The organism is Pseudoalteromonas sp. A25 (assembly GCF_009176705.1).
Classification (GTDB): domain Bacteria; phylum Pseudomonadota; class Gammaproteobacteria; order Enterobacterales; family Alteromonadaceae; genus Pseudoalteromonas.
In genome coordinates, this window is record NZ_AP021847.1 from 686,694 (window position 1) to 710,005 (window position 23,312).

Below are 23,312 nucleotides of genomic sequence, written 5' to 3' on the forward strand. Positions count from 1 at the left end.
AGCGCTCGCCATCTGGCCTTTTAGCAACCACACCATATCGCGACTAAAATCGTATGGCGCTCACTATGAGTTAATAAAATTCATAACCGTGTCAACCTGATGTGTTCGCCGTTTAATAAATATTTGCTTTATGTGCTTTCGCAACCAAATTAACCCTTTATCGGCACTTTGTCGCTTATGCCATAGCATTGAAATCGAAGAATGAGGGATATCTATTGGTGGGTGGGCTATTGCCAGCTCACCACAAGCTAAATGGTTATAAATGAGATCGGTAGGTAAAATAGCGATCAGGTTGCTCTCTTTAATGATAGGTACTGCAGAGGAAAAACTATTCACCGTAAACGCGACCCGTCGAGTCAAACCGAGTTGCTGTAACGCTTGATCTACCGGGCTGGTAATATCACCAGATAGCGAAACTAACAAATGCTCTGCCACTGCAAACGCTTCAACTGTTAAGGTTTGTTTAGTCAATGGATGATTTTTGCGCATGACACAAACATAACTTGTATCAAATAAGTGTTCTAAACAAATATTTTCTAATGAGCGGTTACTTTGTCCTATAACAAGGTCAACATCAGCGGCATCTAAAATTGGTTTGGTACAAGCGATAGTATAAGGAACCGCATGTAAGTTAAGTCCAGGCGCTTCGCATTCGAATAATTTGCGCAAGTCTAACCAAAGTGCATCAAGGGCGATATCAGGTAAAGCAACGCGAAATGTACGCTTAGCACTTTTAGCATCGAATTGTTCAGGCTCAATAGCTTGATTGATATTGTGCAACGGATCTCGTATTTTTCCCCAAAGGTTATTTGCATACGTTGTAGGCTGTATTCTTCGACCATCTGGAACAAACAACTTATCTTTCCACAAGACACGCATTCTTGACACCGCGTTAGATACTGCGGGTTGAGTCATCGATAACCGCTCAGCTGCCTGTGTTATTGATTTTTCGGTCATTATAACATCAAAGATAACCAATAATTTGAGTTCTTGGGGGCGCATGTCAACGTCCTTACGTACCACATAAATACATCATATATTTTAATGCATTACTTGTCATTTAAAGCAACTCATCATTTTTAGAAATGCGTTTGATGCCATTATAAAATTATATTTAGTGCCTAAACCTTCATAATATGATCTAAATGAGTAAGCGAACAGAGCATACATTCAAGTGAAAATGACTTTTATTTTAGTAAGTTACTTGCATTGCTTAGGCGCTTCAGTACATAAAGTTAACGCTTAAGGTTGTTAAAAATGCAAAAGATAATTCTACTTATGATTTTTTCTTGCTGGTGTAGCATTGTAGGTGCACACAACCACGACAAGGACACTGGTTTTGGCATCAAAGTGACTAGTCTTGGCGAAAATATTTTTGAACTAAGAACAGATCGCTCAGGCAATGTAGCTGTTTTAATTGGCCAAGATGGCGTTTTTATGGTGGACACACAAATGGAACATTTAGTTGAGCTTATTGATAGTGAGCAAAAAAAGCTGTCGAACAACCAAGAGGTGAAGCTAATTCTAAATACCCACTTTCACCGAGATCACGTCAGAGGGAATGCGTATTTTAAAAAACGAGGTGCCTTGGTCATGGCCCACCCCAATGTGCGTCGATACCTAGAAAAGCCAAAAGCAATCAAAATGTTAAACCGCACAGCTCCGCTGTTTACACCTGAGTATTACCCAACGATAGATGTTACAACTGGCACATCAATAAAAATGAATGGTCAAACTATTAAGCTGTATCACACGCCAAACGCCCACACCAATAGTGATCTATTTGTGGTATTTGAACAAGCCAATGTAATACATGCTGGAGACCTCGTTTTTAATCGGCGTTTTCCATTTATTGATATTGATAATGGTGGCTCGGTGGCAGGCTATATTGCTGGTATTAAAAAAATAATTGATGTTGCTAACGCAGATACAAAAATTATCGCAGGACATGGTCCAATCGCATCGATAGCAGACTTAACAGCCAGTATCACGATGTTAAGCGAGACGCACGCGATCATTAAAGAGCTAGTTAAAAAAGGTTTGTCTTTAGAAGCAATTAAGGCTTTAGCGCCTTTAAAAAGTTATACCAAAAAATGGAATTGGGCATTCATCAGTACTGAGAGAATGCTGATAACGCATTACTACGATATAACGGGAAAGCTTGAGTAAAAAGCTTTGGATGCGATGGATCCAGTAATATTCATTTTTTAGTTGAAGTAAACAGGGCCGACTAGGAGATAATTTGTGAATTTAATACACAACACCAAACTTTACGTATGTGCTGTGCTCACATTGGTGGCTACAAATAGCTTTGCGACACAAGATGTTATTTTGGCAAACGATAGCAAAACCGAGGATCACTTTGGTTATAGTGCAGCTATTGACGGCAATACCATACTCGTTGGTGCGCCCAAAGCAGACACTGATGGGCGCGAGAATGCAGGGGCTGCTTATGTCTATGCGTTAGATGGTAACGGCTGGTCTCAACAGGCCAAACTAGTGGCAAAGCCCGCCTTTACCGAAGATACGCTTGGCGGTAACGTAGCAATAAAAGGTGATATTGCGATGTTAGGTGCAATGAGAAGAGATGACAAAGGGAAAGACTCTGGTGCTGTTATCTCCTTCGTGCGTCAATCAAATAATTGGACACAACAGCAAATTATCACCGCGCCAGACGCCAAACCTGGTGATGCTTTTGGTCAAACGATTTCCCTTACTGAAAAACATCTTGTCATTGGTGCACCGCGCAATGATGCGGTGGGTGTAGATTCTGGGGCCGCTTATATATACACACGAGAGAATGATACATGGCGTTTTCAAACAAAAATCACAGCAAGCGATGGGGCAGCAGAAGACTTATTTGGCATAAGCGTTGCGATTGACGGCAACACGCTGCTTGTTGGCGCCGATTTAAATGATGAACAAGCAGAAAACGCAGGAGCCGTTTATGTGTTTGTTCTGCACAATGACCAGTGGCAACAAGAAGCCAAACTTATGGCGTCTGATGGGAGTAAAACCGACATTTTTGGCGTCAGGGTTGCTATATCAGATAATACAGCGTTAATTTCAGCAAGACGTGATGACGTTGAAGGATTAGGCGTAGATGCTGGCTCTGCTTATATTTTTGAACGAAACGGCCGTACTTGGACACAAACAATTAAATTAACTTCACCAGATGGACGCGCAGACGACAGGTTTGGACGCGGCGTAGCGTTAAGCAAAGGCACTGCACTCATCAGCGCAATGAACCATGACTCGAACGGAACTGATACGGGGGCTGTCTATGTTTACAAAAAAGGAGCGAACGGCTGGCATTACACATCAAAAATTACAGCAAAAATTAGTTTGCCCAATGATAGGTTTGGATGGAACGTTAGCTTATCTGATGGGACAGCGGTGATAGCTACGCCAAACCATGACGGTATAGGTAAAGACTCAGGCGCCGTATTTATACAAGATTTAAACAGCGCAGCTAAGTAACACTCGCCCATCTGGACGTTCGTAGTATTTGCTCGAACGTCTCTTTATCGCGGCCACTGTTAGCATAGGAACAGGTGTAGATAATTATCCCTGCAAATTAATAAAATAATAGACACGAAACTGCGGGCAGGCATTCCTTCTTCGCTTATATGAGCCCACGATTTTTGCCGCTTATCAAAACATGGGCATCTATAAATTTGCTCAAGTGTCCTTTGTATTTATTGTCTGAGTTAGAGACATTTAAGACCTTTATCGAGCTATCAGAGCGCCACTGCTCTTGGTTGTGAATGTTAACCCAAGTCGGGTTCTTTGGCTTCGCCACCTACCCGCCCCATATCAACATGTAGATTGAAAAAGCCAAAGGCGCCATCCAGCATAATTAAAGGTCATTGAGCGCCAGTTTTAACATACTTTTTTCTTAACTTTTTGGTTATTCGCAATGTTGTATTAATCACTCTTTTGAGCTGTACACATTATTAATCAGTTAACAAAATTAGCTCACCTTGAGGTATTTTGACCCAATTCATGGTGATATCACTCAATTTCCAAATCAAGCAAGTAAATTTATTATCCCAAAAAACAAATTAACCACCAAAACCTCGCAAGCAACAATAAAAAACCCACAACCATTAACAACTAAAATCCATATTTTTTAACACACTGTTTTTAAAAACAATAAAACACACATAGCAAACTTTATTTCATTTAAAGAAATACTTGCCTTTCTTAAAACACACCTTGTTATTACCTTTTAATATACAAAATAACAAAACAGTATTTGACACTATTAGTTTTTCTCAATTGATGGCGTAATTATGTTCGGTACACTTCGTTTTGAATTAGATGGCTGGCTGTCTTTACGTATCTGCAACCACTCATTCACCCCGCTATTAATAATAAAAAATAAATCATCAAGGGATCCCCATGACCTACAAGATATCACCTGTTCGAAGTGCGATAACGACGGCACTAATTATGATGTCAGGCGCAAGTATTGCTGTTGACGATGTAAATAAAACGGCAAATAAAAAAGAAGCTGAAGAGATTGAACGCGTTGCCGTTACCGGCTCACGCCTGTTGAGACCTGAACTAACCTCGTCTTTACCGATCACCACAGTCACCAGTGAAGATATTGCCCTAAGCGGGCTTACCTCGATCACCGATGTGTTTACGCGATTACCCGCAATGAATGGCCACCAAGTTTCTATTGATGAAAACTTTGGGGCTGATGCCAGAAATAATGACGGCAGACAAAAAATTCAACTTAGGGGTCTCGGCTACGCGCGTACTTTAAACTTGCTCGATGGTGTGCGCATGGCCGCTGATACTGATGGCTCGGTCGATATATCCATTATTCCAACCACCATGCTTAAACGAGTAGATATTAAAAAAGGCTCCGCGTCAGCAATCTATGGCTCTGATGCCATCGCTGGGGTGGTTAACTACCAATTACTTAAAGACTTTGAGGGCGTAAAACTCAGCGCCTCAACGGCAATCAGCGAATACAATGATGCGCCAACTCATACATTCAGCTTTGTGGGTGGAACCAGCTTTAACAATGGTGGATTTACTTTAGGTGTTGAGGCAAAAAAAGTAGGTACTTATAACCGTGGTTCTCGCAGCTTTTACTATCCAGATCGCAGTGCTCATAAAATCCATGGTATTTTTGAAGGCACTAACTTTTTGAGTATTTATGGCCCCGACGGTAATTTTACCTATGCAGATTGCGACCCCGATACAGCCACGGCCACTTACTACATGATGCACCGAAACAATGGCACCGATGGCAGCGATTTATCTGACTTTGCCCCATACTCTGCAACCTATAAAGGGCAAGTGGGGCAGGCATGTTGGGAGTTAGAAGAAATAGCCCAAGAAGAGGCAGAAAAAAAATACAAAGAGGCCCATGGCTATAATTTCCAAGGTGAAACACTCGATGCCTCAAAAAGAACCGAGTACAGCATTTTACTTAATTCCTATTATAACTTTACTGACACCCTAGAGGGCTCTTTTCAACTGCTTTATGCCGATAAAGAAAACTACGCACAAGAAGCAGCAGCGTTAGTATCGGGCCTATTTGTAAGCAAAGACAATGAGTTCAACCCATTTGGTCGTGATGTACGAATGAACCGTCGTTTAACTAACCTTAATAAGCGCAATACCACAACGGTAACCACCCCTTTGCATGTGCGCTTTGGCTTAAATGGCGAGCTATCTGAAAGCTGGACTTGGTCAACTGATCTAGTACACAGTAGTTACGAGGCTAAAACAACCTACCCTGCGGCATTAAATAGAACCCTACTGCAAGATAGCTTAAGTGGCCCTGAGGTATGTTTGCCAGAGAACAATTGCTCCGCGCTTAACCCTTTTTTAGATTTAGAGCAGCTCAATGGCGAATTGCTAGATGCCATTATGATCGAAGGTATTTGGACAGAGCACAAAGCCATCACTAATACCTTTAACTTAAGCGCTGTAGGGGATGTATTCGAGCTACCCGCTGGCAATATCCAAGTGGCACTGGGTATCGAGTATCGCACAGAAGAGGCCAGCAACAAATTTGACGACGTGCGCGGAAAATACAAATTAGTGGGTAACTTAGCGCAAGAAGAAAGCAACATACCACCAAAGCGCAAAATTAAGGAAGCCTACATTGAAACCAGTATTCCGATACTTGAAGACGCTTACCTTGCAAAACATTTAAGCATTGAATTGGCTATGCGCTACTCAAACTACAGTGACTCAGGCTCATCAAGCACGCCGTCAGCCAATATTTACTGGAAGCCTGTTGATGAACTGATGGTTCGAGCAAACTACTCAGAGGGTTTTAGAGCCCCTACCCTATTTGATTTATATCGTGGTCGAGAGATATTGACAGATAGATGGTACTCAAACTCTTCAGATCCTTGTAGCAAAACCGGCTGGGAGCAGCTGGCGCTGTGCAAAAGCTTTGGTGCCAGAGTTGCAGAAGCAGAACCTTATCAATGGTCGTTTGAAATGGGTGGCAACGAAAACTTAAACCCCGAAACCTCCACATCGCGCAATATTGGCTTTGTGTGGACACCAGAGTACCTCAAAGGCTTAAGTGCAACGTTAGATTTTTGGAAAGTAGATATCGAAAATGCCCCAGAGCGTTTAACACGGGTTATGCTGCGCGAAAATGCACGCACCAATGGCGAGTTATTTGCTGATTTAATCCAGCGAAACCCTACAACTCATGTGCTTGAACACTATAAGAGCATTATTATCAACATCGGAAAAACGCGCTCTCAAGGCTATGATTTTGACTTAAATTACACCTTTCCTGAAACGGCAATAGGCCAGTTTAGAGCGAGTTACTCACTGGCTGAGATCACACGTGGTGAAAATCAATATTTAGGGGATGACGAGTGGACACCATCCATCGGGCGTTATAATAATTTAGAGACTAAACAGTCGTTTGGCCTATTTTGGAATAAAGAAAACTGGAGTTCGTCATTTACTGTTGCCTATGGTAGTAAAGCGTTTAACTCCGACGAAGATGATGTTCTTGATTTAACCGATGTGGCAGAAAAAGACAAATACCGAGAAGCCAGAGAATACGCCAGAAATTGGTCGCCTTCTTATGATTTAAAAACCTTTACCCTAGGTTATGATGCCAATGAATATGGTCGTTTTAACCTCACCGTGCAAAACCCATTTGGCGAAACTCCGCCATTTTTGGACGTAGCACGAGGATATGACCGTGGGCCTAATCCAAGAGGTCGTTACTACACTTTGTCTTGGTTTAAAGAGTTTTAATTTGCACCCCTAGTCAATTTAAGTTGTGGTCACTCGTATTGGCCACGACTTGGTTGCCAGTCAACAGATATTTTTACTTTAAATGCTCTCTTTATTTTAACTATTTGCATACACAATAAGTGTAATTATGAACACATAGAAACTTATACCTAGAACCATGGTAGAAATGACGCTCTTTGATTTTGAATCTTTAAAGTTCGCAAAATCTTTGAGCTCCATATTAGAACGACCAAAAGAGAATACCTTTAAAAGGAACCAACCTGTAGAGTAAAACCAAAAGCCAAATACAGTATCAATTAAAAGCCAAACAAATATATCCATAATAATGCTCATTCTTTACTCCTTCAAAGCAACAGTCACTTAATCTGCGCAAATAAAGAAGACAAAATGATTTTGTGTAACAACCAAGTATGCAGTACGAGTTTACATGTTAGTACACAATGTTGGGGGTTATAAATCAACAAATATTTAGTTTGTTAAGCTTCACGAACCTGAGATAACTTTATTTTTTTGAATGACGTAACTTTCTTTGCGCTCTGGGTTTATACAGCTTAAAACTGTTTTATCCAGCAAGCTTTTTACAGGTTGAAATACTCATGGGACATCAAACACTCATGAGACATATATGGACGCTAAGCCTTTTGCATGCCTAACTTTACTGGCGTTTTAGTTGACTTTATATCTTATCTTTTTAGAGTTCAACAAACTTAAAGGCACCCAAAAATTTATAGCCAGGGTGCCAGCATGTATTCAGCAACTTTTAGCACGTTGCAATAAACAGCCATGAGATGCAACGTATTAACACTCAGCCGTCCAAGGAACACACTTAACAAACACAGAGTAAAAAATAGGAGGGCGACCACCACCAACTTGCGGAGTCATTTCATTTGGGAGTCGAACTTGTTCTTTAGAAAGGTTTTTTATTTTTTTCTTGTTTAGAACTGGTTTCATTTTATTTCCTTTTTATATTGACAAATATTGTGTTCAATCATAACCAACAGTAATTAAATAACAAGCCACCTTTTAAAATAAGTTTCAGTGACTTGCTACGACTACAGTTGATTAAAGAAAAACAACGAACAAATTCATGCAAAATACTGAACAATAGAAAGGGTGAGTTAAGTGGTAACATTGCAAAAAACACATATTTACAATCGAAAAAGTACAAAAAGCTAAAATATGAAGTTTATTACACCAACAACAGCGCCATAATAGATGCAAAAAAAAACACTAAAAAATAAAACCACCGCTTAGAATAATTAAATCTTACAATAAAAACATTTCTCTTATAAAAAAACTGATATAAAAAACATAAATTAGATAAAAAACACAAGATATTAAAAATGAAAAATCTACATTTTATCGTCTTTTTATTATTTTCAGCTTTATCACATAGCTTTTCGACTGGAGCACAAAGCTGCAAACCTATCATCGCAGTTTATCCGTCTTGGATCGATTCAGAGTCGAATCAAGCATCTATTCGATGGGAATTATTTGACTACCTTGCCATCGCTTCAATCTACCCTCTCCCAAATGGACAGCTGCATACAGTGAGTGTTGACGCCTTTATTCAATCATTAGCTGAAAAAGCACACACCCAAAACAAAAAAGTGATTATTTCTATCGGAGGGAGTAACCAAGGCAGCAAGGCATTTTTAGATATCACTAAAGATGATCAAAAGTTAAAGTTATTTATTGAAAATATCACCTCCTTTATAAAAAAATACAACTTAGATGGTGTGGATATTGATTGGGAATATTGGACATATCAAAATGAACTTGGCAAAGGGGGAAATGACCCAATAGAAAGCGCCAAGTTAGTTAAGTTACTCGAACGCTTAAGATCTGCGCTTCCCGATAATATATTACTTTCGGCTGATATATTTGCTGGAAATTGGGTCGGAAAACAATATTTACCAGAAATACAAAAGTACGTCGATTATATAAATTTAATGGCGTATGATTTCACAGGTGCATGGCCAAGCTCACCCATTGCACACCACTCAAATTATCTCACTTTCCAAAAAGCGATAGACTTTGTAATAGCTCAAGGCTTTGACAAAAATAAGCTAATTGTTGGCCTGCCCTCATACGGTATTCAGTTCATAGATGGAGACAACAAACAAATTAAGCACATTGCTTATGCAGACATTTTGAAGCAGTTAGACACGAATAAAACGCAGCTTATCAGTGGGAAATATAAAAACATTTACTTTGAAACCCCAAACCTCGTGGCTAAAAAAATAAACTATATCAACCAAAAAGAGGTGGCAGGCATCATGCTTTTCGAACTGCTATCTGATTCGCCAGAAGCACAATTTAGCTTATTAACAAAGATAAAAGACAACTTAATCACAAGTAAGTGCCCTTAAGTGAACACAGGTTTGATTGTTAGGGCTTAATCAAATCTGACAGTAGCAAAAGCCAAACTCCGCCGTTCAACAGCAACTTAATATCTTAAATCTCGTTGCAATAACGGACGTTCACCTAACTCGTTTTTGGACAAAAATGAGCTAGGTTTATTGCCATCTCTTACTGCAAGTTACCTGTGATGTCGCAATCATAGAGTCTTTGCATCTGGTTCAGGTATTTTTGTTGTGGAAATGGTGTAGAAGTTTCTTATTATTAGCTTCATCCCCTATTTCTAACCTAATAAATAATGGAAATTCTGAATTAAAAAAGCTCAGTGCTTCATCAAAAAACTCTCTGTAAATAACAGTGGCTTTATTATTCTCCAATAAAGCTAATAGCCTACTTGCATTAGAATATTCATTCCCATTACCGTCTAACATAGAAAAATTAGCTCTTAGAAGCATATCACTTAACAATTGAGCCTGTACGGGGAGCACTCTTCTAACAGTAACCCCCTCATTGTTTTGCTCATCTGCTATATGCTCTTGAAAAAAGCAGTCCAGAAATAAATTTAACATCGGATATTCGCTTGGCAACGTTAGTTGCTTTTCATCAATTGTTATCGAGACGGACTTTAAGTAACCATATTCTTTTGAGTACGCAGTCGATGTTTTTGGTATTTTTGAAAATTCTGTATCGATAATTATATTAGTGGTCGGCATTAAAAAATAGTCGTTTAGAAGAATATGCCCAATGCCCCCATTGATAATCTGTTGAGGGTTTGAGATCCGCTTGGATTTTGTTAATTGCTCTTCAGTTTGCAAAATCCACCATTGTTGTTGCTCACTAATCTTAAACCTAGAAGCTATAATCAATGGTAAATCGTATAAGTCGGTATATTTTGCATATTTATCTAAAAAGTTTTTTCCTAGTTTAATTTTATCATTTTGAGTTGTTTTAACCTCAACAAGAGCAGACGTTTTGGTTGAATTACAATTTGTATCATAAACGCTATGGCTAAGGTCAAATACTGCTAAGTAGTCTGGCACTTTTAAATCATTATTTATCACAAACCCCTGTTCTAACCCATTTATTGCAAGGCAGGCTTTCATCAATTTACAAAGAAGCAGAAACTCGTCCTCCAAGAGAAGACCGTCAACCCTTCGGATAACTTCTTCAATATTCTGCTCGACTAAATGTGTTTTTACATACAATTTAAACTCGGCCTCACTCGAACAACCAAGCCTTATTGATTTGAGGATCTTTAACTGCTCAATTTGAGATAAATCTTTCAAACCGTTCATGAAATTATGCTCCTTGCTGAATCATGAGTGAGCTACCGCTTTATTTTAGTTAATACAAACAACACATTTGTTTTGAATGCAAAACTTACAGTGAACTCTTAATTAGTAAAATTTGAATTGTAACTCACTTAGGGGCAGAAGTGAGTTTGATGAACAACCGCTTTGGTAAATGAAGCAACATAGCCATATAATGACGACCGTCTCTAGAATGCTCAAAGCCGCCTGTCAGGCGAAGTCTAAACCTGTTCGTTTAAGGATTTAAGCTGCTACAGATAAGGCTACTACACCTTAAGTTCGTTATATAACTTTTATCCTATGCCGCGTAGTCTAATCGACTTGAGACTCTCGTACTTTTTTGGCTATTTGTTCAATTTCCTCGCGCGATAAGTCAGTCATTAGCTGCAAAGCATCTAAATTAGCCTGATCCGATTCTTTCTTCGTCAGTTCAGCTTGCTTCTTCGCCTCTGCAGCAAACACCGCTTCGCGAATTTTTTCTTGGATCACAGCTTCGCGCGCCAACTCATCCGAGACATCATTTTCATTCTCAGAAAGCCATATATCCTCACTACGGCGCGCTGAGCGGTATAGCTTAACACTGGTATACAACATGATACCGCCGGGTATACCAGCTAAAATCAGTACAAAAATTGAAAAGCCAACACTGTCTTTACTACCAACCAGCGAAGATGTCATGTCAAGTAGGAATATACCGCCTATCAACGCCATAACCGCCATTAACTTTTTAAAGTTGCCCAAAAGTCTTCCTGAGATCCTCATCCCTTATATACCCTTTTAAAAACTTATCTCAACAGCTTAACCATAATAAAAACGCTAGCTTTAAATTTAAAATCATAACACTCTGGGGTTGTTGAGCGCGCTTACCCCTTGCCAGTCTTCTAAATCTTGCTCTGGTTTTTCTTCTTTAAATTTGGCGTATAAAGCAACGCCCACAGGATCTTCAAGTATCTGCACATCAATGCCTTTGTCTTGCAATAGCTGCTCATTACCCGAAGCATTTGTAACATCTCCCACCACCACTTTGTTAAAACCACGCATATAGAGCAAAGTCGCACACACATCACACGGGCTCAAACTCGTGTATAAAGTAGTTTTACTAAAATCGATACGCCCTGCGTCTCTAATGGCTGAGGTTTCACCATGATTATAGGGGTGGTCTTCTTGTACTAAGGTATTGTGACCTTTACCCACAATTCTCTTCGTTAAATTGTCTACTATCACCGCGCCAATCGGACAGCCTCCTTCGTGATAGCTTTTTTGTGCAAGCAGTACCGCTATTCGCATAAAATCAGCATCACCTAACCCACTACTAAACTCTCCATTCATTAACACCCCCAGACTGCGTGTGGGCATATGTGCAATAACTTCAAGCGCTGCATCATCGATTTGTGTTTGTTTGGTGAGTATTGCCATCTTTAACTCCTTGTTACGTAATATTGAGTATTAAAAGCATAGCGCTCTCATACTTTTTTGCCCGCCTTTGGCTCACTTATTGCGGCTATATCTACCAAGTTCCATGGCAAACCTTGCTGGCGATATATACGTTTTTGCAGATTAGGATAGTCTCCTACATCGTGATCTAAGCGCTGGCCAACCACAATGCATTTCAGCGTGGTATCGCCGGTATTTTCGATTGAGTGCGCCTGTCCACCAGCGCGATAACCAATAAAATCACCAGCTTTGATTGAGTAGCTATGTGCACCAATTTTAGCAGTTGCTTCACCTTCAAGCACATATACACATTCGTCTTCATGGTAATGTTTATGAAATTCACTCGATTCGCGGCCGGGTTCCACTTCAATAATATGAAAGCCAAAACCGGTAAGGCCTGTTAAATCACCCAGCGATTTATTGCTGCGCTTGGCGTTATCGTTTAAGAAATGGGTTTTAGATATGCCAGTTAATGTGTCGATTTCTTCTCGCGTTATTAGATACTTATCCATAATTTTCCCTGAGGTCTAGTCCTGTAGGTACAGAGTATCATAGATTTAATTTTGCGTAATATTTGAAAAACCAAGCGAGTACTAACTCACTTGGTTTGCAGAAGATCACTTAATCGAAGCAATCACAAAATCAAGTACAGGGTTACCTGACGAACGGTAGGTTAGATCAAATAGCGACTGTGGTTTGGGTAACATCCCACGCTCAACGATTTCTGAGATCACATTTAAGTCCAGCAAGCCAGCCTTACCCATTAACAAGTTATCTAATGAGTTTTGCTTGGCAAAATGTAATACATCCCTAAAGCCTTTCAAATACAGGTGATCCTTTGTAAAACCGCCTCCTCGGTAGACGCGAGTTGTGAGCGTAAATGCCGATTCACGGCTCGACCCATATTCTTCAACCAACATATGGTAGGTTTTTTTGAAGTTATTGTGATCAAGCATGTGTTGTACCGCTAATACGCGTAAAGCTAAAGTTTTCAAGCGGCCTATAGTCAAACTACCTGAGCAATATTCACTATAAATTGCTAATCCTTCTTGCGAATGCGTATTTCCTGCTAATCCAAGAGCAAATATCTTCAACGGCAGCTTTTTAGCAATGAGCGTGGTTAACATATGAATACCCAACTCATGGTACGCATAGGCGTGCAGCTCAGGCTGGCTAAACTTAGCGTCTTTATTTACCATCAACAGCGACTTTTCGCTGTTCACCATAGCTTTGGCAACCACCTTGTTGGATTTTTCAATACGACAAACCAAGCCCCACTGCTGCGCCATTTGTTTAAAATATTCAACCGCATCATCTGCGCTGTGCACCGCTTTGTGCTGCTCAAGCTCACTGTTGTTCAAATGCAAAATAAACTTCGCGTTCTCTACATCAGACGCTTGTGGTGCACCGTAGTACTTTAATGAGTTATATAAAAAGTTTTCGCCACCTATGGTGCTCAGCAAATCAATCTTATTCGCCAAATTATCAATAACATGGCGATAAAGTTGCTGAATATCCGCATCCATAATTTCGTCTACAGGCAACTGATATAAATGCTCTCTAAACTTGTACGGGTTGATATTTAACTGTTTATACGTGAAGTTAGGATTCACATTGGGGTTTTTCAAAAAGCGACTGCGCTCAGACGCGATATTGACTGGGTTAATGTAGTTTAAAGTTTCTACATTTTTACACAGTGCAAATAAAGCTTTGTCTATTTTTAATACGTCAGAGCTAATTGACGAAGACAATACATCGGCCTTTTGCGTAGAGGTTCGCTTACCGTAGCGGCGCGCAAAATAAGCGGCAGTCTCACTGACTGCATTCTTAAAGCCCGCTTTAAGCTCCTCAAGCACCAACGGATACGCTTCACCTGACGTTTCATCCATAAATACTTTTTTGACTTCTGTTGGCAGCACCAGCGTGTTATCAAAATGCGCATTAACGTGCGAGATCAAATAGCCTCGTCCTTGAAACACTTCATCGGTTGCGGCACGCACATCAATGTTAGGCAACGCAATTTTATTCAGTTGCTTCTCAAACTGATCAACGACCTTACCCCAACGCTCCACATCAATTTGCCCAGAGCCAATGTTAAAGGTGGGTGTGTCTTTTTCAATGCGCTTGTAATTGTATGAGTGAATATCAAAAATGATGGCGTTTTTAAAACGGTGTTCAACTTCGCCTACAATGGCTTCTAGCACATTATAAAACGCTTGATGCTTCTTGTGGCTTTTAGCACGCTGGGCACTGCTCAGCGGCTTTTTCCAAACCTGTTTATCCCACGCGGTTTTAAAATACGTAGATAACGTTTTAGCGCGGTTTAAGTCATATTCAAACCGCGAGTCGTTGCCAATTAATTGAATTGGAAATGACGATATAAGCTCATCGGTATAAGGGTCTTCCTCAAAAAAACGCTCTTCTTTACTTAACAAGAACGACTTTTCGAGCTCGCTGCGCAAGTTATGGCCATTATGAATGGCCGCACAGATCACTGGTGAGTACTCGTCGATTTTAATAATAAACGCGCCTGACTCCACTTCAGCGTGAAAACATTCGCCTTTTTTAATGAGCGCTATACACTCTTGCTCAGACAGCGTTAGCATCTTCGATCACCTGTCTAAACTCAGATTTACGACTACGTACTAGCTCTTTGGCATGTACAACGCTTTCTACAAAGTCAATCACTTGAGATTGTAAGCGTACACGGTTTAGCTTGTTGATACGCACAATACCACCAGGGCTTAATACGTTAACTTCGATCAGTTTACCGCCAATTACGTCAATCCCAGTAAAGTACAAGCCATCACGCACCAGCTTAGGGCCAATGTACTTACACAGCTTTTTCTCTTGCGCTGTGAGCTTGTGTTTTACCACACGACCGCCAGCATGCACGTTAGCACGCACATCGTTTGCATCAGGAATACGCTTCATAGCACCGATCGGCTCGCCGTTTAACATCAAAATGCGCACGTCACCTTCTTCAGCGCCTTCTACGTAATCTTGTAAAATCACATAGTTACTGCCCTTGCCATGCTCATCTCCGCCGATGTAAAAATCGAGCAATGAGCGAAAACTTTGACGCGCGTTTTTCTCAAGTACAATCACACCGCGACCACCGTAGCCATCAAGCGGCTTTAAGATCATACGGTTACTTGGCGATTCTTCAAAAATTCGCTCAAGATATTCACGGTTTTTCGACACATGCGTTGCTGGGATAAATTCACTAGCGGTATCTTGGAATGACGCAGTGTATATCTTGTTGTTGGCAATACGTAAACCATCTAAGTCGTTCATGATGAAAGTATCACCACGTACAGAGTCTAAAAAGTTCAGTGCCAAGGTATCAAGTGGTGGGTTGGCACGCATGATGATAGCGTCAAAACCCGCCATAGGCAGTTGTACACGCTTAAATTGAGCATTTTTGTAAAAACTAGGGATATTATCTGGGCACTTGTTAGCCTTTGTGAATACATCGCAAAATGCACTGGCAACACTGTCACGAATCGTTAAGTTGTTAACCGTTGCGAGTGCCACAGTATGGCCGCGCTTTACGCACTCATGGATTAATCGTAGCGTTGAGTCGTTTTCTGGCTCAACTTTATTCCAAGGGTACATAATAAAACAAATTTTCACAGGCTTTAGTCTCTAGTAGCTAATTAGTAATGCCAATATTGGCGGTACATTAAAGAAGCGTAGAGTACAAAATAGTGCCCAAAGGTGCAGAGAAATATTTTTATCGTTACGATAAAAAACTTAGCTGATAAAATTCGTTTTATTCATCAACCATTAACGCGCTTTTGTATCTAGTAGCATTGCCACTCCAAGAGTAGCTATGAGTGCGGCACAGCCTCGATTAAATACACGCTGAATAGATGAGCGACTGAACCAAGTTCGCAACCAAGTCCCCATCGCAGCATAAATACTAATAGCCATTAACTCGAGTAATAAAAACAAGCCACCTAATTGCATAAACTGTCCACCTATAGCAGCTTTTGGGTCAATGAATTGCGGTAAGAACGCCGTAAAAATCAATATCGCCTTGGGATTACCCAACGCCAATAAACACTCTTGCTTGGCAAGCTTAAAAGCCGACACGTTCGATTCTTTGCTTTCGCTGCGTGTATTGCTCACTGGTGCACGCCATAGTTTGATAGCAAGCCAAAATAAATAACCCGCACCGAGTATCTTAATCGCAAAAAATAACCACTGCGACGTTAGCAATACCACGGCTAAACCACTGGCTGCTAGGGCAATCATGACCACAAACGCCACAAGTCTGCCCACCCCACCAAAAATGGCGTTCGCTAAGCCATAGCGCTGCGCGTTATTAAGTGCTAACAAATTGTTAGGGCCTGGTGCCATATTCAAAGCAAAGCACGCGGGTATAAATAAAAGTAAGGTTGTAAGACTCATGTCATTCCCTTTATAAAACGATATAGTGGCTTTAACTAGTGCAGCCTAAGCAATAATGACAAAACAACACTATGTATCTGTAAATTTGCGTTTTTTAGCAAAAACTTTTACACAGCTCAGAAGCAGTTTTTGTATCTCATTAAGTAACATATCACCAATAGCATAGCAAAAACACGTTTTTTCTGGTACAAAGCGTTATGGAAAATCCAACTAAAACACCAATAAAAACAAAGGATTAAAATGCATCATTTTTTAAGTGCATTCGCTTTACTAAGCGCAATAAGTACACAAACCGAGCTTACATCAATCCATGACACCCAACGTGATCGCCATATCCCAGTTGAAGTCAGCACGCCAAAAAGCGTACAAAATTGCACTCAAACTCAACCTTGTAAAGTGGCATTTATTAGTGCAGGTTACGGAGTTGAGCATACAAAATATCAGTTTATTTCTTCACAACTAAATCAACTAGGCTATTTGACTGTGGCGATTGGTCATGAGTTACCCAGTGATCCACCATTGTCTTTAGAGCAGCCTTTTTACAAAACACGTATGGAAAACTGGCAACGCGGCGCCACAACCGTTGACCTAGTTAGATCGCATCTTGCGCCTGAACTTTCAAATTACGACTTTGACCACCTATTGCTAGTTGGGCACTCCAACGGCGGAGATATTTCAGCTTTGTTAGGTCAGTCAGGTGAAAAGTACGTTAATACTATCATTACGCTAGATCATCGCCGAGTTCCTCTGCCTAGAACCGACAAAATTAATATCTTATCTATTCGTGCGAGTGATTTCCCTGCAGATCCAGATGTACTACCTAGCGACACTGAGCAACAAAACTATGGCAGCTGTATCGTTAAGATAGATAAGTCTCGACATAATGATATGAGCGATTATGGGCCGTTTTGGCTTAAAGAGCGCATTAACAAAATCATCGTAAAATACTTACCCTATAGCAATTGTGATACGTTGCAAAAGCTATAAAAAAGGGCCTTAAAGGCCCTTTGAAGATTAGGTCAAATCATTAATCAAGCAATGTTAATTTGCTTACACTACGCACACCCGCATGGCTCATATAGTCATTTTTAATACCTTCAACACGCAAGCGCTTACCTATTAAGCTAGGGTTTAGTTGCGGGCTGAATGTACTGCGCTGAGCAGATTCAAGCTTGATATAAAGCTTGTTAGCACTGCTACTCTCATCGCTTAACTCCAACGCATACTTACCATTAACCGCAGCGGTAATAACCCCAGCGACAACCACAGCTTGGCCATTATTCATCGCCAATACATCCGACACCGACAAATCGCCACTTGGGTCTGGCTGTGTTGTGCCACTGCCATCAAACACTTCAATTGTGCTTACCTGACGCACGCCAGGTTGGCTCATATAACTATCACGCACACCTTTTATCAATAGTTGCGCATCTAAAATCGATGGGTTTAGCTGTGGGCTAAATTGACTGCGTTGCGATTTTTCAAGTTTAATATTGATAGTAAAACTAGGATTGTTAACATCTTCTAAAACCAATGCATAGATATCGTTTAGTGCTGACTTTACGCGGCCCGTTAACTCAATGCTTTCACCTTGCGCAGTGGCTAATGCTTGTTCAACAGACAATGCCGTAGGAGCAAGTTGAATGTCGCTAACATAACGGATCCCCGGCTTGCCCATATAGCTATTACGCTTACCACTTACAATGATATTTTGATTTAAAATGTTTGGGTTTAGCTGCGGGTTAAAGTCGTTACGTTGGCCACTTTCAAGCTTCACATAAATACTGCTTGCAGGATTATTTAAATCGCTCAGGTTCAAACCATAAATACCGTTAACAGCCGCCGTTACTTTACCAATAACGACCAACTCAGTCCCCTGCTCTGTAGCAAGCGCCTGCTCTACAGAGATTGTATTACCAGGCGTTGGGGTTGGATCCGGGTCGGGATCTGGGTTAGTTTGTCCATCACCATAAGGGGCGTTAAATGAATTGTTTTTGTAAGTATCAGTGTTCCAAGCATTAAAACCGTTTGCTGGTGTACCCCAAGGCTGGCCGTTATTAGGATCACTAAACTCTTGCACTGCCATGGGTGTTGGTGTTGCAACACCGCTTACGCGGCCATTTGTACCGTCAAAATACGGATAGCTTTCAGGAGTTGCTAGCCAGTTGATAATATTTACCGCAAGTACCGCTGCATTACCAGAGTCAGTCCAACCTGGATAAGTTTTTTTGGTATTACCGTTATCTTGGCGGCGATATTTAGGTGTTGCATCTTCAATTGGCGAAGAGTCGCCAATAAATGCCGCTTTTCCTGCACCTGATTTAGCAATGGCAGCATAAGGGCCTTCTGCGGCACCGCCAAAATACAATCCTTGGTCTTTTGCATGTCGCCATTTAACAGGACTGTCTGATTCAGAAAAATATACTAATCCCTTGGCTTTTTGCGGGTCAACAATCGCAAGCGTTGCCCCTGCTGCCATTAAGATTGGCTGCACACCTTGGGTGATCCCTTCCGTTTTATTACTTGATACAACGCCGCTCACACCTTGTTTATAGTCAACTGCATTAAAACGAAAACGAATGCCAAAGTGCTCAACCAACCACCCCGCATTGGCATTTTTGGGATTACGCCAGTCGCCGTACGCGCCACCCATGTTATATTTGCTCAAATCTGAACGGTTGTAACCATTAAACACCTCTGTTGCATCCCAAGTGTTTAAGTTGCGGTCTGCATCATAGTGATCAGCAACAAAAAAGATCCCCTTTCCAGCAGCAACAAATTGCTCAAGGGCAGCCTGTTCATTGAGTGTAAAAGGGCGATTAGTTTCAGCTAATACCAACACATCAGCGTTTTTTATCGCATCATAGGTAATAATTGCTTCGTTTTGAGCTGTACCATTTACACGGTCGTCAAAAAAGCGAATGCGACCGTCGTTGTTTAAGTCTACTCCGCGATATTCTTTTACGGTGTAACCCTCTTGCACTAGCGCATCGGCAAAGTCTGAAAAGGCACCGTCAATTACCCAATCTGCGTTGCCTTCAACCCCGCCATGCGACACATCAAAGTAAACGGTTTTACCGTTGTTATTACTCGCAGATGGCGTTTTTACTGGCGCAACATTGTTCCAACTATATGCATCGGCTGCTGCAACCGTTCCGCTGATAATGCTAGCGCCCAATAGCAACGCTAATGCACTCTTTCTATACATAGCTTTCATTCTTAAGTTCCCGTTAGTGTTTAAGATTCCTATCACTTTGCATGGCAAAGACTACAGCTAGGGATAAAGGTGAACAGCCTAACGATTAGGCTGCTCATTTTGTGTCAATCAGTACAAGTTACTGAGGTTGAGTTAAATCAAGTTGGTAAACTGCAAAACCATCTTCGTTAACTTCAGTGGTTGGGATAATGTGGCTAAATTGCTCAGCGTAAGCCTTTGCATTATCACTATTTGAGCTGGTAAATTGAATGTGTACATTGGCAACTGGCGCAAATGACCAGTTCATGTCTGCTGATGGGTTTAGGCCTTGACCATTGTTTTTACCACTTTGATAAGCAATAAAGTCAGCTACCACTTGACGGTTTTCATCTGGAGAGTCAACCACAATTTTATCCGCGGTAATAGCGGGGAAGTTACCGCCGCCCGATGCGCGATAGTTATTTGTTGCAACCAAAAACTCTTGCGTTGCGCTAACAGGCTTACCTTGGTATTTAAGCTCGATGATACGCTGGCCTTCAGATACCTTTTCGCCTTTGGCACTATAACGCGCTGGCTGAGTCACATCTATTTGATAAGTCACGCCATCTATTACATCAAAGTTATATGACGGGAACTTTGGATTAACTAGCATCTGCACATCTGTGTTATTGGCATCAATTTGCTGAAATTGCCCTGCCGACATTTCGAGCCACTCTTTTACTTGCGCACCAGTTAGCTTTAATACTTTTAAGACATTTGGGTAAATGTATAAGTCAGCCACGTTGCGATAAGCGATATCTCCCGTCGCAATTGAGGTGTAATCATCAGCACCACCACGACCAGCTCTAAAAGGGGCACCTGCAGATAAAATAGGTAAACCATCCAACTCTGTGCCTTGCACTATCTTCTTGGTGTACCAAGTTTGCGCATCGGTGACGATTTGAATAGATGGGTCGTCATTCACAAGTGCAAAATAGCTATTAACTGGTGCAGTAATTTTTGCAAAAGGCGCATTGACCCACTCTCGTGTTTCTTGATGCGCTTGCGTTACCGCGGACTCTACCTGCGCGTCATTTTCAACCAATGCCGTGGTTACTCTGTTTTCATCTGTTTTATAAATAGGCTGAAGCGAAGACTGAGACTCACTTACCTGCCACTCTCCAGCTTTATATTCCAGCGTTAAATCGATCACACCTAGGTTGTTACCCCAAAAGCCAGGCATTACCGCCGCAACACCGTTTATCGTGCCTTTTTCAGTGTCGATACCATGCTCAGCTAGACCTTCATATCGTGAGCCTGGAAAGTTAGCATGCGCATGGCCAAACATAATGGCATCAATACCCTCAACCTTAGATAAGTAGTAACTGGCATTTTCAGCTAATGGCTTTTTAGCACTCACTTCTAAGCCCGAGTGTGGAATAGCAACGATTAAATCGGCACCTTCTTCCTTCATTTTAGGTACATATTGATTCGCCATTTCAACTATGTCTTTTGCGATCACTTTACCTTCTAGGTTAGCTTTATCCCATTGCATGATTTGCGGTGGTACAAAACCAATGAACCCTACTTTAATCGTGTGCTCTTTTCCTTGCGTGTCTTTAAACATTTTTTCTTGGATCACAAAAGGTGAGAAAAGTGGTTCATCATTGCTGGCATCATTATCACCATCGTCTTTAAATACGTTGGCAGAGATATATGGGAAATTGGCATCATTAATCGCTTCGTTTAAAAACTCTAAACCAAAGTTGAACTCATGATTACCAATGTTCGCCACATCATAATTAAGCGTATTCATAGCCGCGTAAACAGGGTGTACATCCCCTTGTGCCAAATTTTTAATTTTGGCCATGTAATCACCCAAGGGGCTGCCTTGGATCAAATCACCGTTATCTACCAGTACTGAATTCGTGGCTTGCTCACGCGCTTGGCGAATAAGTGCAGCCGTTTTGACTAAGCCAACTTTGTCATCTTGTTTATCAGCAAAGTAATTAAAGTTCAGCAGGTTTGCATGCAAGTCTGTGGTTTCTAGTAAACGTACTTCTATCTTGGTTCCTTCACTTACTCCGACTGGCTTTTGAACTTCTACTTTTTTAACTTCTTTTCTGTTGTCTGAATCAGAACAGCCAGCAAATAATGCGCTTGAGCCGCACAATATTGCTAATGGTAGTAACTTTGTTTTCATAATCCGTGCTCTTTGTTTTATCTAAAATAGAGCAAGTACTATAGAGCCGAAAAAAGACAATCAGGCGAATTATTCATGGCAAATTGATGCCAAAATTATGACTTTTAGGAACAAAAAAAGAAGACTATATACGTAAAGTTGACAGGTTTCTTTTTGTACATTAACCAGATACACTCTATTTTATATATCAAACGTATCATCAAGAAAAAAAGAGCATTAAAATGAGTTACTTGCCAACAACACCCTGGTTACATATTCCAAAACCAAACCCACATGCCACTTTAAAGCTAATCTGTTTTCCCTATGCAGGCGGTAGCGCTCGCTCTTTTAGCAACTGGCAAGATGTGCTGCCCAGTTATGTTGAGCAAATAATGATTTCAATGCCCGGACGTGGTAGCCGCTTTAGTGAGCCCCCTGTAAGCTGTATGGACACACTCACTGATACGCTTATTGATGAGCTAACCCCCCATTTAAGCAGCAACATGATATTTTATGGGCACAGCCTTGGCGCAAGAGTCGCTTTTGAAATACAACGCAAATTAACAACAAAAGGACTTCCCAAGCCGTGTCATTTTATCGCATCAGGCAGTGCATACCCAGGTAAAGACCGCAGTGCTAAGAACATTTATTTGCTGGAAGATGATGCTTTTATTGCAGAGTTAAAAAATCTCAATGGCACACCACCCGCAGTCCTCGAAAATGAAGAGTTAATGGCACTCTTTATGCCGGTGCTGCGCGCAGACTTTAAACTAGCTGACACATATAAATATCAAGGCTCAGAGCAGTTCTCTTGCGATATCAGCGTGTTTGCGGGTGAAAAAGATGAGATCACTGAACAGGAGCAACGCAACTGGCAAAATTATTTTTCTGGCGAGTTTACCTTTAAGTATTTCGCTGGCGATCATTTCTTTATCGATAGTCATAATGACCAAGTTGGAACTGAGGTCTGCAATATCATTGAAAATATTCATGAACAAAGGGTACTAAGTCAAGTTAGCTAGCTGCCATGGAACACCATCTGAGTGTTAGTCACGCTTACTGCACGCCAGGTAGAGAGCGACAGCAAATAGTCAGGTTTGTTAACTGGGCTGATTGTGTTTAGACAGAGGGAGTTCATGAGTGACGAGCAAAAACGGCGTGATACACATTTTTAAAT

17 protein-coding genes are annotated in these 23,312 nt (G+C 41.0%); 6 read left to right on the top strand and 11 right to left on the bottom strand.

Going from position 1 to position 23,312, the window contains the following annotated elements; genetic code table 11:
* Positions 1 to 63: 63 nt before the first annotated feature.
* A complete protein-coding gene (locus GDK41_RS19530) occupies positions 64 to 1,002 on the bottom strand; it encodes a LysR family transcriptional regulator (protein WP_152088146.1) in 939 nt (312 codons plus the stop codon).
* A 255-nt stretch (positions 1,003 to 1,257) separates the two neighbouring features.
* Between GDK41_RS19530 and GDK41_RS19535 the strand changes: the two genes are divergently transcribed.
* The 3 genes from GDK41_RS19535 (at position 1,258) to GDK41_RS19545 (ending at position 7,257) form a co-directional block, all read left to right on the top strand.
* Positions 1,258 to 2,169: an MBL fold metallo-hydrolase gene (locus GDK41_RS19535; RefSeq protein ID WP_152088147.1), complete on the top strand. Its 912-nt coding sequence runs from the start codon at positions 1,258 to 1,260 to the stop codon at positions 2,167 to 2,169.
* A gap of 75 nt (positions 2,170 to 2,244) precedes the next feature.
* Positions 2,245 to 3,480, top strand: coding sequence for an FG-GAP repeat protein (locus GDK41_RS19540; RefSeq protein ID WP_232056591.1), 1,236 nt, complete (start codon positions 2,245 to 2,247; stop codon positions 3,478 to 3,480).
* 924 nt (positions 3,481 to 4,404) lie between these two features.
* Positions 4,405 to 7,257 (top strand): TonB-dependent receptor plug domain-containing protein, encoded by a 2,853-nt coding sequence (locus tag GDK41_RS19545; RefSeq protein WP_152088148.1) that lies wholly within the window; start codon positions 4,405 to 4,407, stop codon positions 7,255 to 7,257.
* A 798-nt stretch (positions 7,258 to 8,055) separates the two neighbouring features.
* Here GDK41_RS19545 and GDK41_RS20300 read toward each other — a convergent pair.
* Positions 8,056 to 8,208, bottom strand: a complete 153-nt coding sequence (locus tag GDK41_RS20300) for a hypothetical protein (RefSeq protein WP_172971689.1) — start codon at positions 8,206 to 8,208, stop codon at positions 8,056 to 8,058.
* A gap of 392 nt (positions 8,209 to 8,600) precedes the next feature.
* Between GDK41_RS20300 and GDK41_RS19555 the strand changes: the two genes are divergently transcribed.
* On the top strand, positions 8,601 to 9,629 hold the full coding sequence (locus tag GDK41_RS19555; RefSeq protein ID WP_152088150.1) for a glycoside hydrolase family 18 protein: 1,029 nt from the start codon (positions 8,601 to 8,603) through the stop codon (positions 9,627 to 9,629).
* A gap of 210 nt (positions 9,630 to 9,839) precedes the next feature.
* Here GDK41_RS19555 and GDK41_RS19560 read toward each other — a convergent pair whose 3' ends face one another.
* The 7 genes from GDK41_RS19560 to GDK41_RS19590 form a co-directional block, all read right to left on the bottom strand.
* The gene (locus tag GDK41_RS19560; protein WP_152088151.1) at positions 9,840 to 10,913 is read right to left on the bottom strand and encodes a hypothetical protein; all 1,074 of its coding nucleotides are present in this window, start codon (positions 10,911 to 10,913) and stop codon (positions 9,840 to 9,842) included.
* Between the two features lie 327 nt (positions 10,914 to 11,240).
* Positions 11,241 to 11,669, bottom strand: a complete 429-nt coding sequence (locus GDK41_RS19565) for a hypothetical protein (protein WP_152088152.1) — start codon at positions 11,667 to 11,669, stop codon at positions 11,241 to 11,243.
* Positions 11,670 to 11,762: 93 nt separating this feature from the next.
* On the bottom strand, positions 11,763 to 12,344 hold the full coding sequence (locus GDK41_RS19570) for a nucleoside deaminase (RefSeq protein ID WP_152088153.1): 582 nt from the start codon (positions 12,342 to 12,344) through the stop codon (positions 11,763 to 11,765).
* 47 nt (positions 12,345 to 12,391) lie between these two features.
* Positions 12,392 to 12,874, bottom strand: a complete 483-nt coding sequence (locus tag GDK41_RS19575; RefSeq protein ID WP_152088154.1) for a cupin domain-containing protein — start codon at positions 12,872 to 12,874, stop codon at positions 12,392 to 12,394.
* 105 nt (positions 12,875 to 12,979) lie between these two features.
* Positions 12,980 to 14,968, bottom strand: a complete 1,989-nt coding sequence (locus GDK41_RS19580) for a flavohemoglobin expression-modulating QEGLA motif protein (RefSeq protein ID WP_152088155.1) — start codon at positions 14,966 to 14,968, stop codon at positions 12,980 to 12,982.
* On the bottom strand, positions 14,952 to 15,998 hold the full coding sequence (gene gshB, locus GDK41_RS19585) for a glutathione synthase (RefSeq protein WP_152088156.1): 1,047 nt from the start codon (positions 15,996 to 15,998) through the stop codon (positions 14,952 to 14,954). The genes GDK41_RS19580 and gshB overlap by 17 nt, the downstream gene beginning before the upstream one ends.
* Positions 15,999 to 16,151: 153 nt before the next feature.
* Positions 16,152 to 16,778, bottom strand: coding sequence for a LysE family translocator (locus GDK41_RS19590; protein WP_152088157.1), 627 nt, complete (start codon positions 16,776 to 16,778; stop codon positions 16,152 to 16,154).
* A 240-nt stretch (positions 16,779 to 17,018) separates the two neighbouring features.
* Between GDK41_RS19590 and GDK41_RS19595 the strand changes: the two genes are divergently transcribed.
* Positions 17,019 to 17,765, top strand: coding sequence for an alpha/beta hydrolase (locus tag GDK41_RS19595; RefSeq protein ID WP_232056592.1), 747 nt, complete (start codon positions 17,019 to 17,021; stop codon positions 17,763 to 17,765).
* Between the two features lie 40 nt (positions 17,766 to 17,805).
* Here the strand turns inward: GDK41_RS19595 and GDK41_RS19600 are convergent, their stop codons facing one another.
* Together GDK41_RS19600 and GDK41_RS19605 are read right to left on the bottom strand one after the other, a co-directional pair.
* A complete protein-coding gene (locus GDK41_RS19600; protein ID WP_152088158.1) occupies positions 17,806 to 19,995 on the bottom strand; it encodes a DUF6359 domain-containing protein in 2,190 nt (729 codons plus the stop codon).
* Positions 19,996 to 20,113: 118 nt separating this feature from the next.
* Positions 20,114 to 22,156: a bifunctional 2',3'-cyclic-nucleotide 2'-phosphodiesterase/3'-nucleotidase gene (locus GDK41_RS19605; RefSeq protein ID WP_152088159.1), complete on the bottom strand. Its 2,043-nt coding sequence runs from the start codon at positions 22,154 to 22,156 to the stop codon at positions 20,114 to 20,116.
* Between the two features lie 221 nt (positions 22,157 to 22,377).
* Here GDK41_RS19605 and GDK41_RS19610 point away from each other — a divergent pair, with 221 nt between their 5' ends.
* Complete coding sequence (locus GDK41_RS19610; RefSeq protein WP_152088160.1) at positions 22,378 to 23,157, top strand: thioesterase II family protein; 780 nt, start codon at positions 22,378 to 22,380, stop codon at positions 23,155 to 23,157.
* Positions 23,158 to 23,312: the final 155 nt, after the last annotated feature.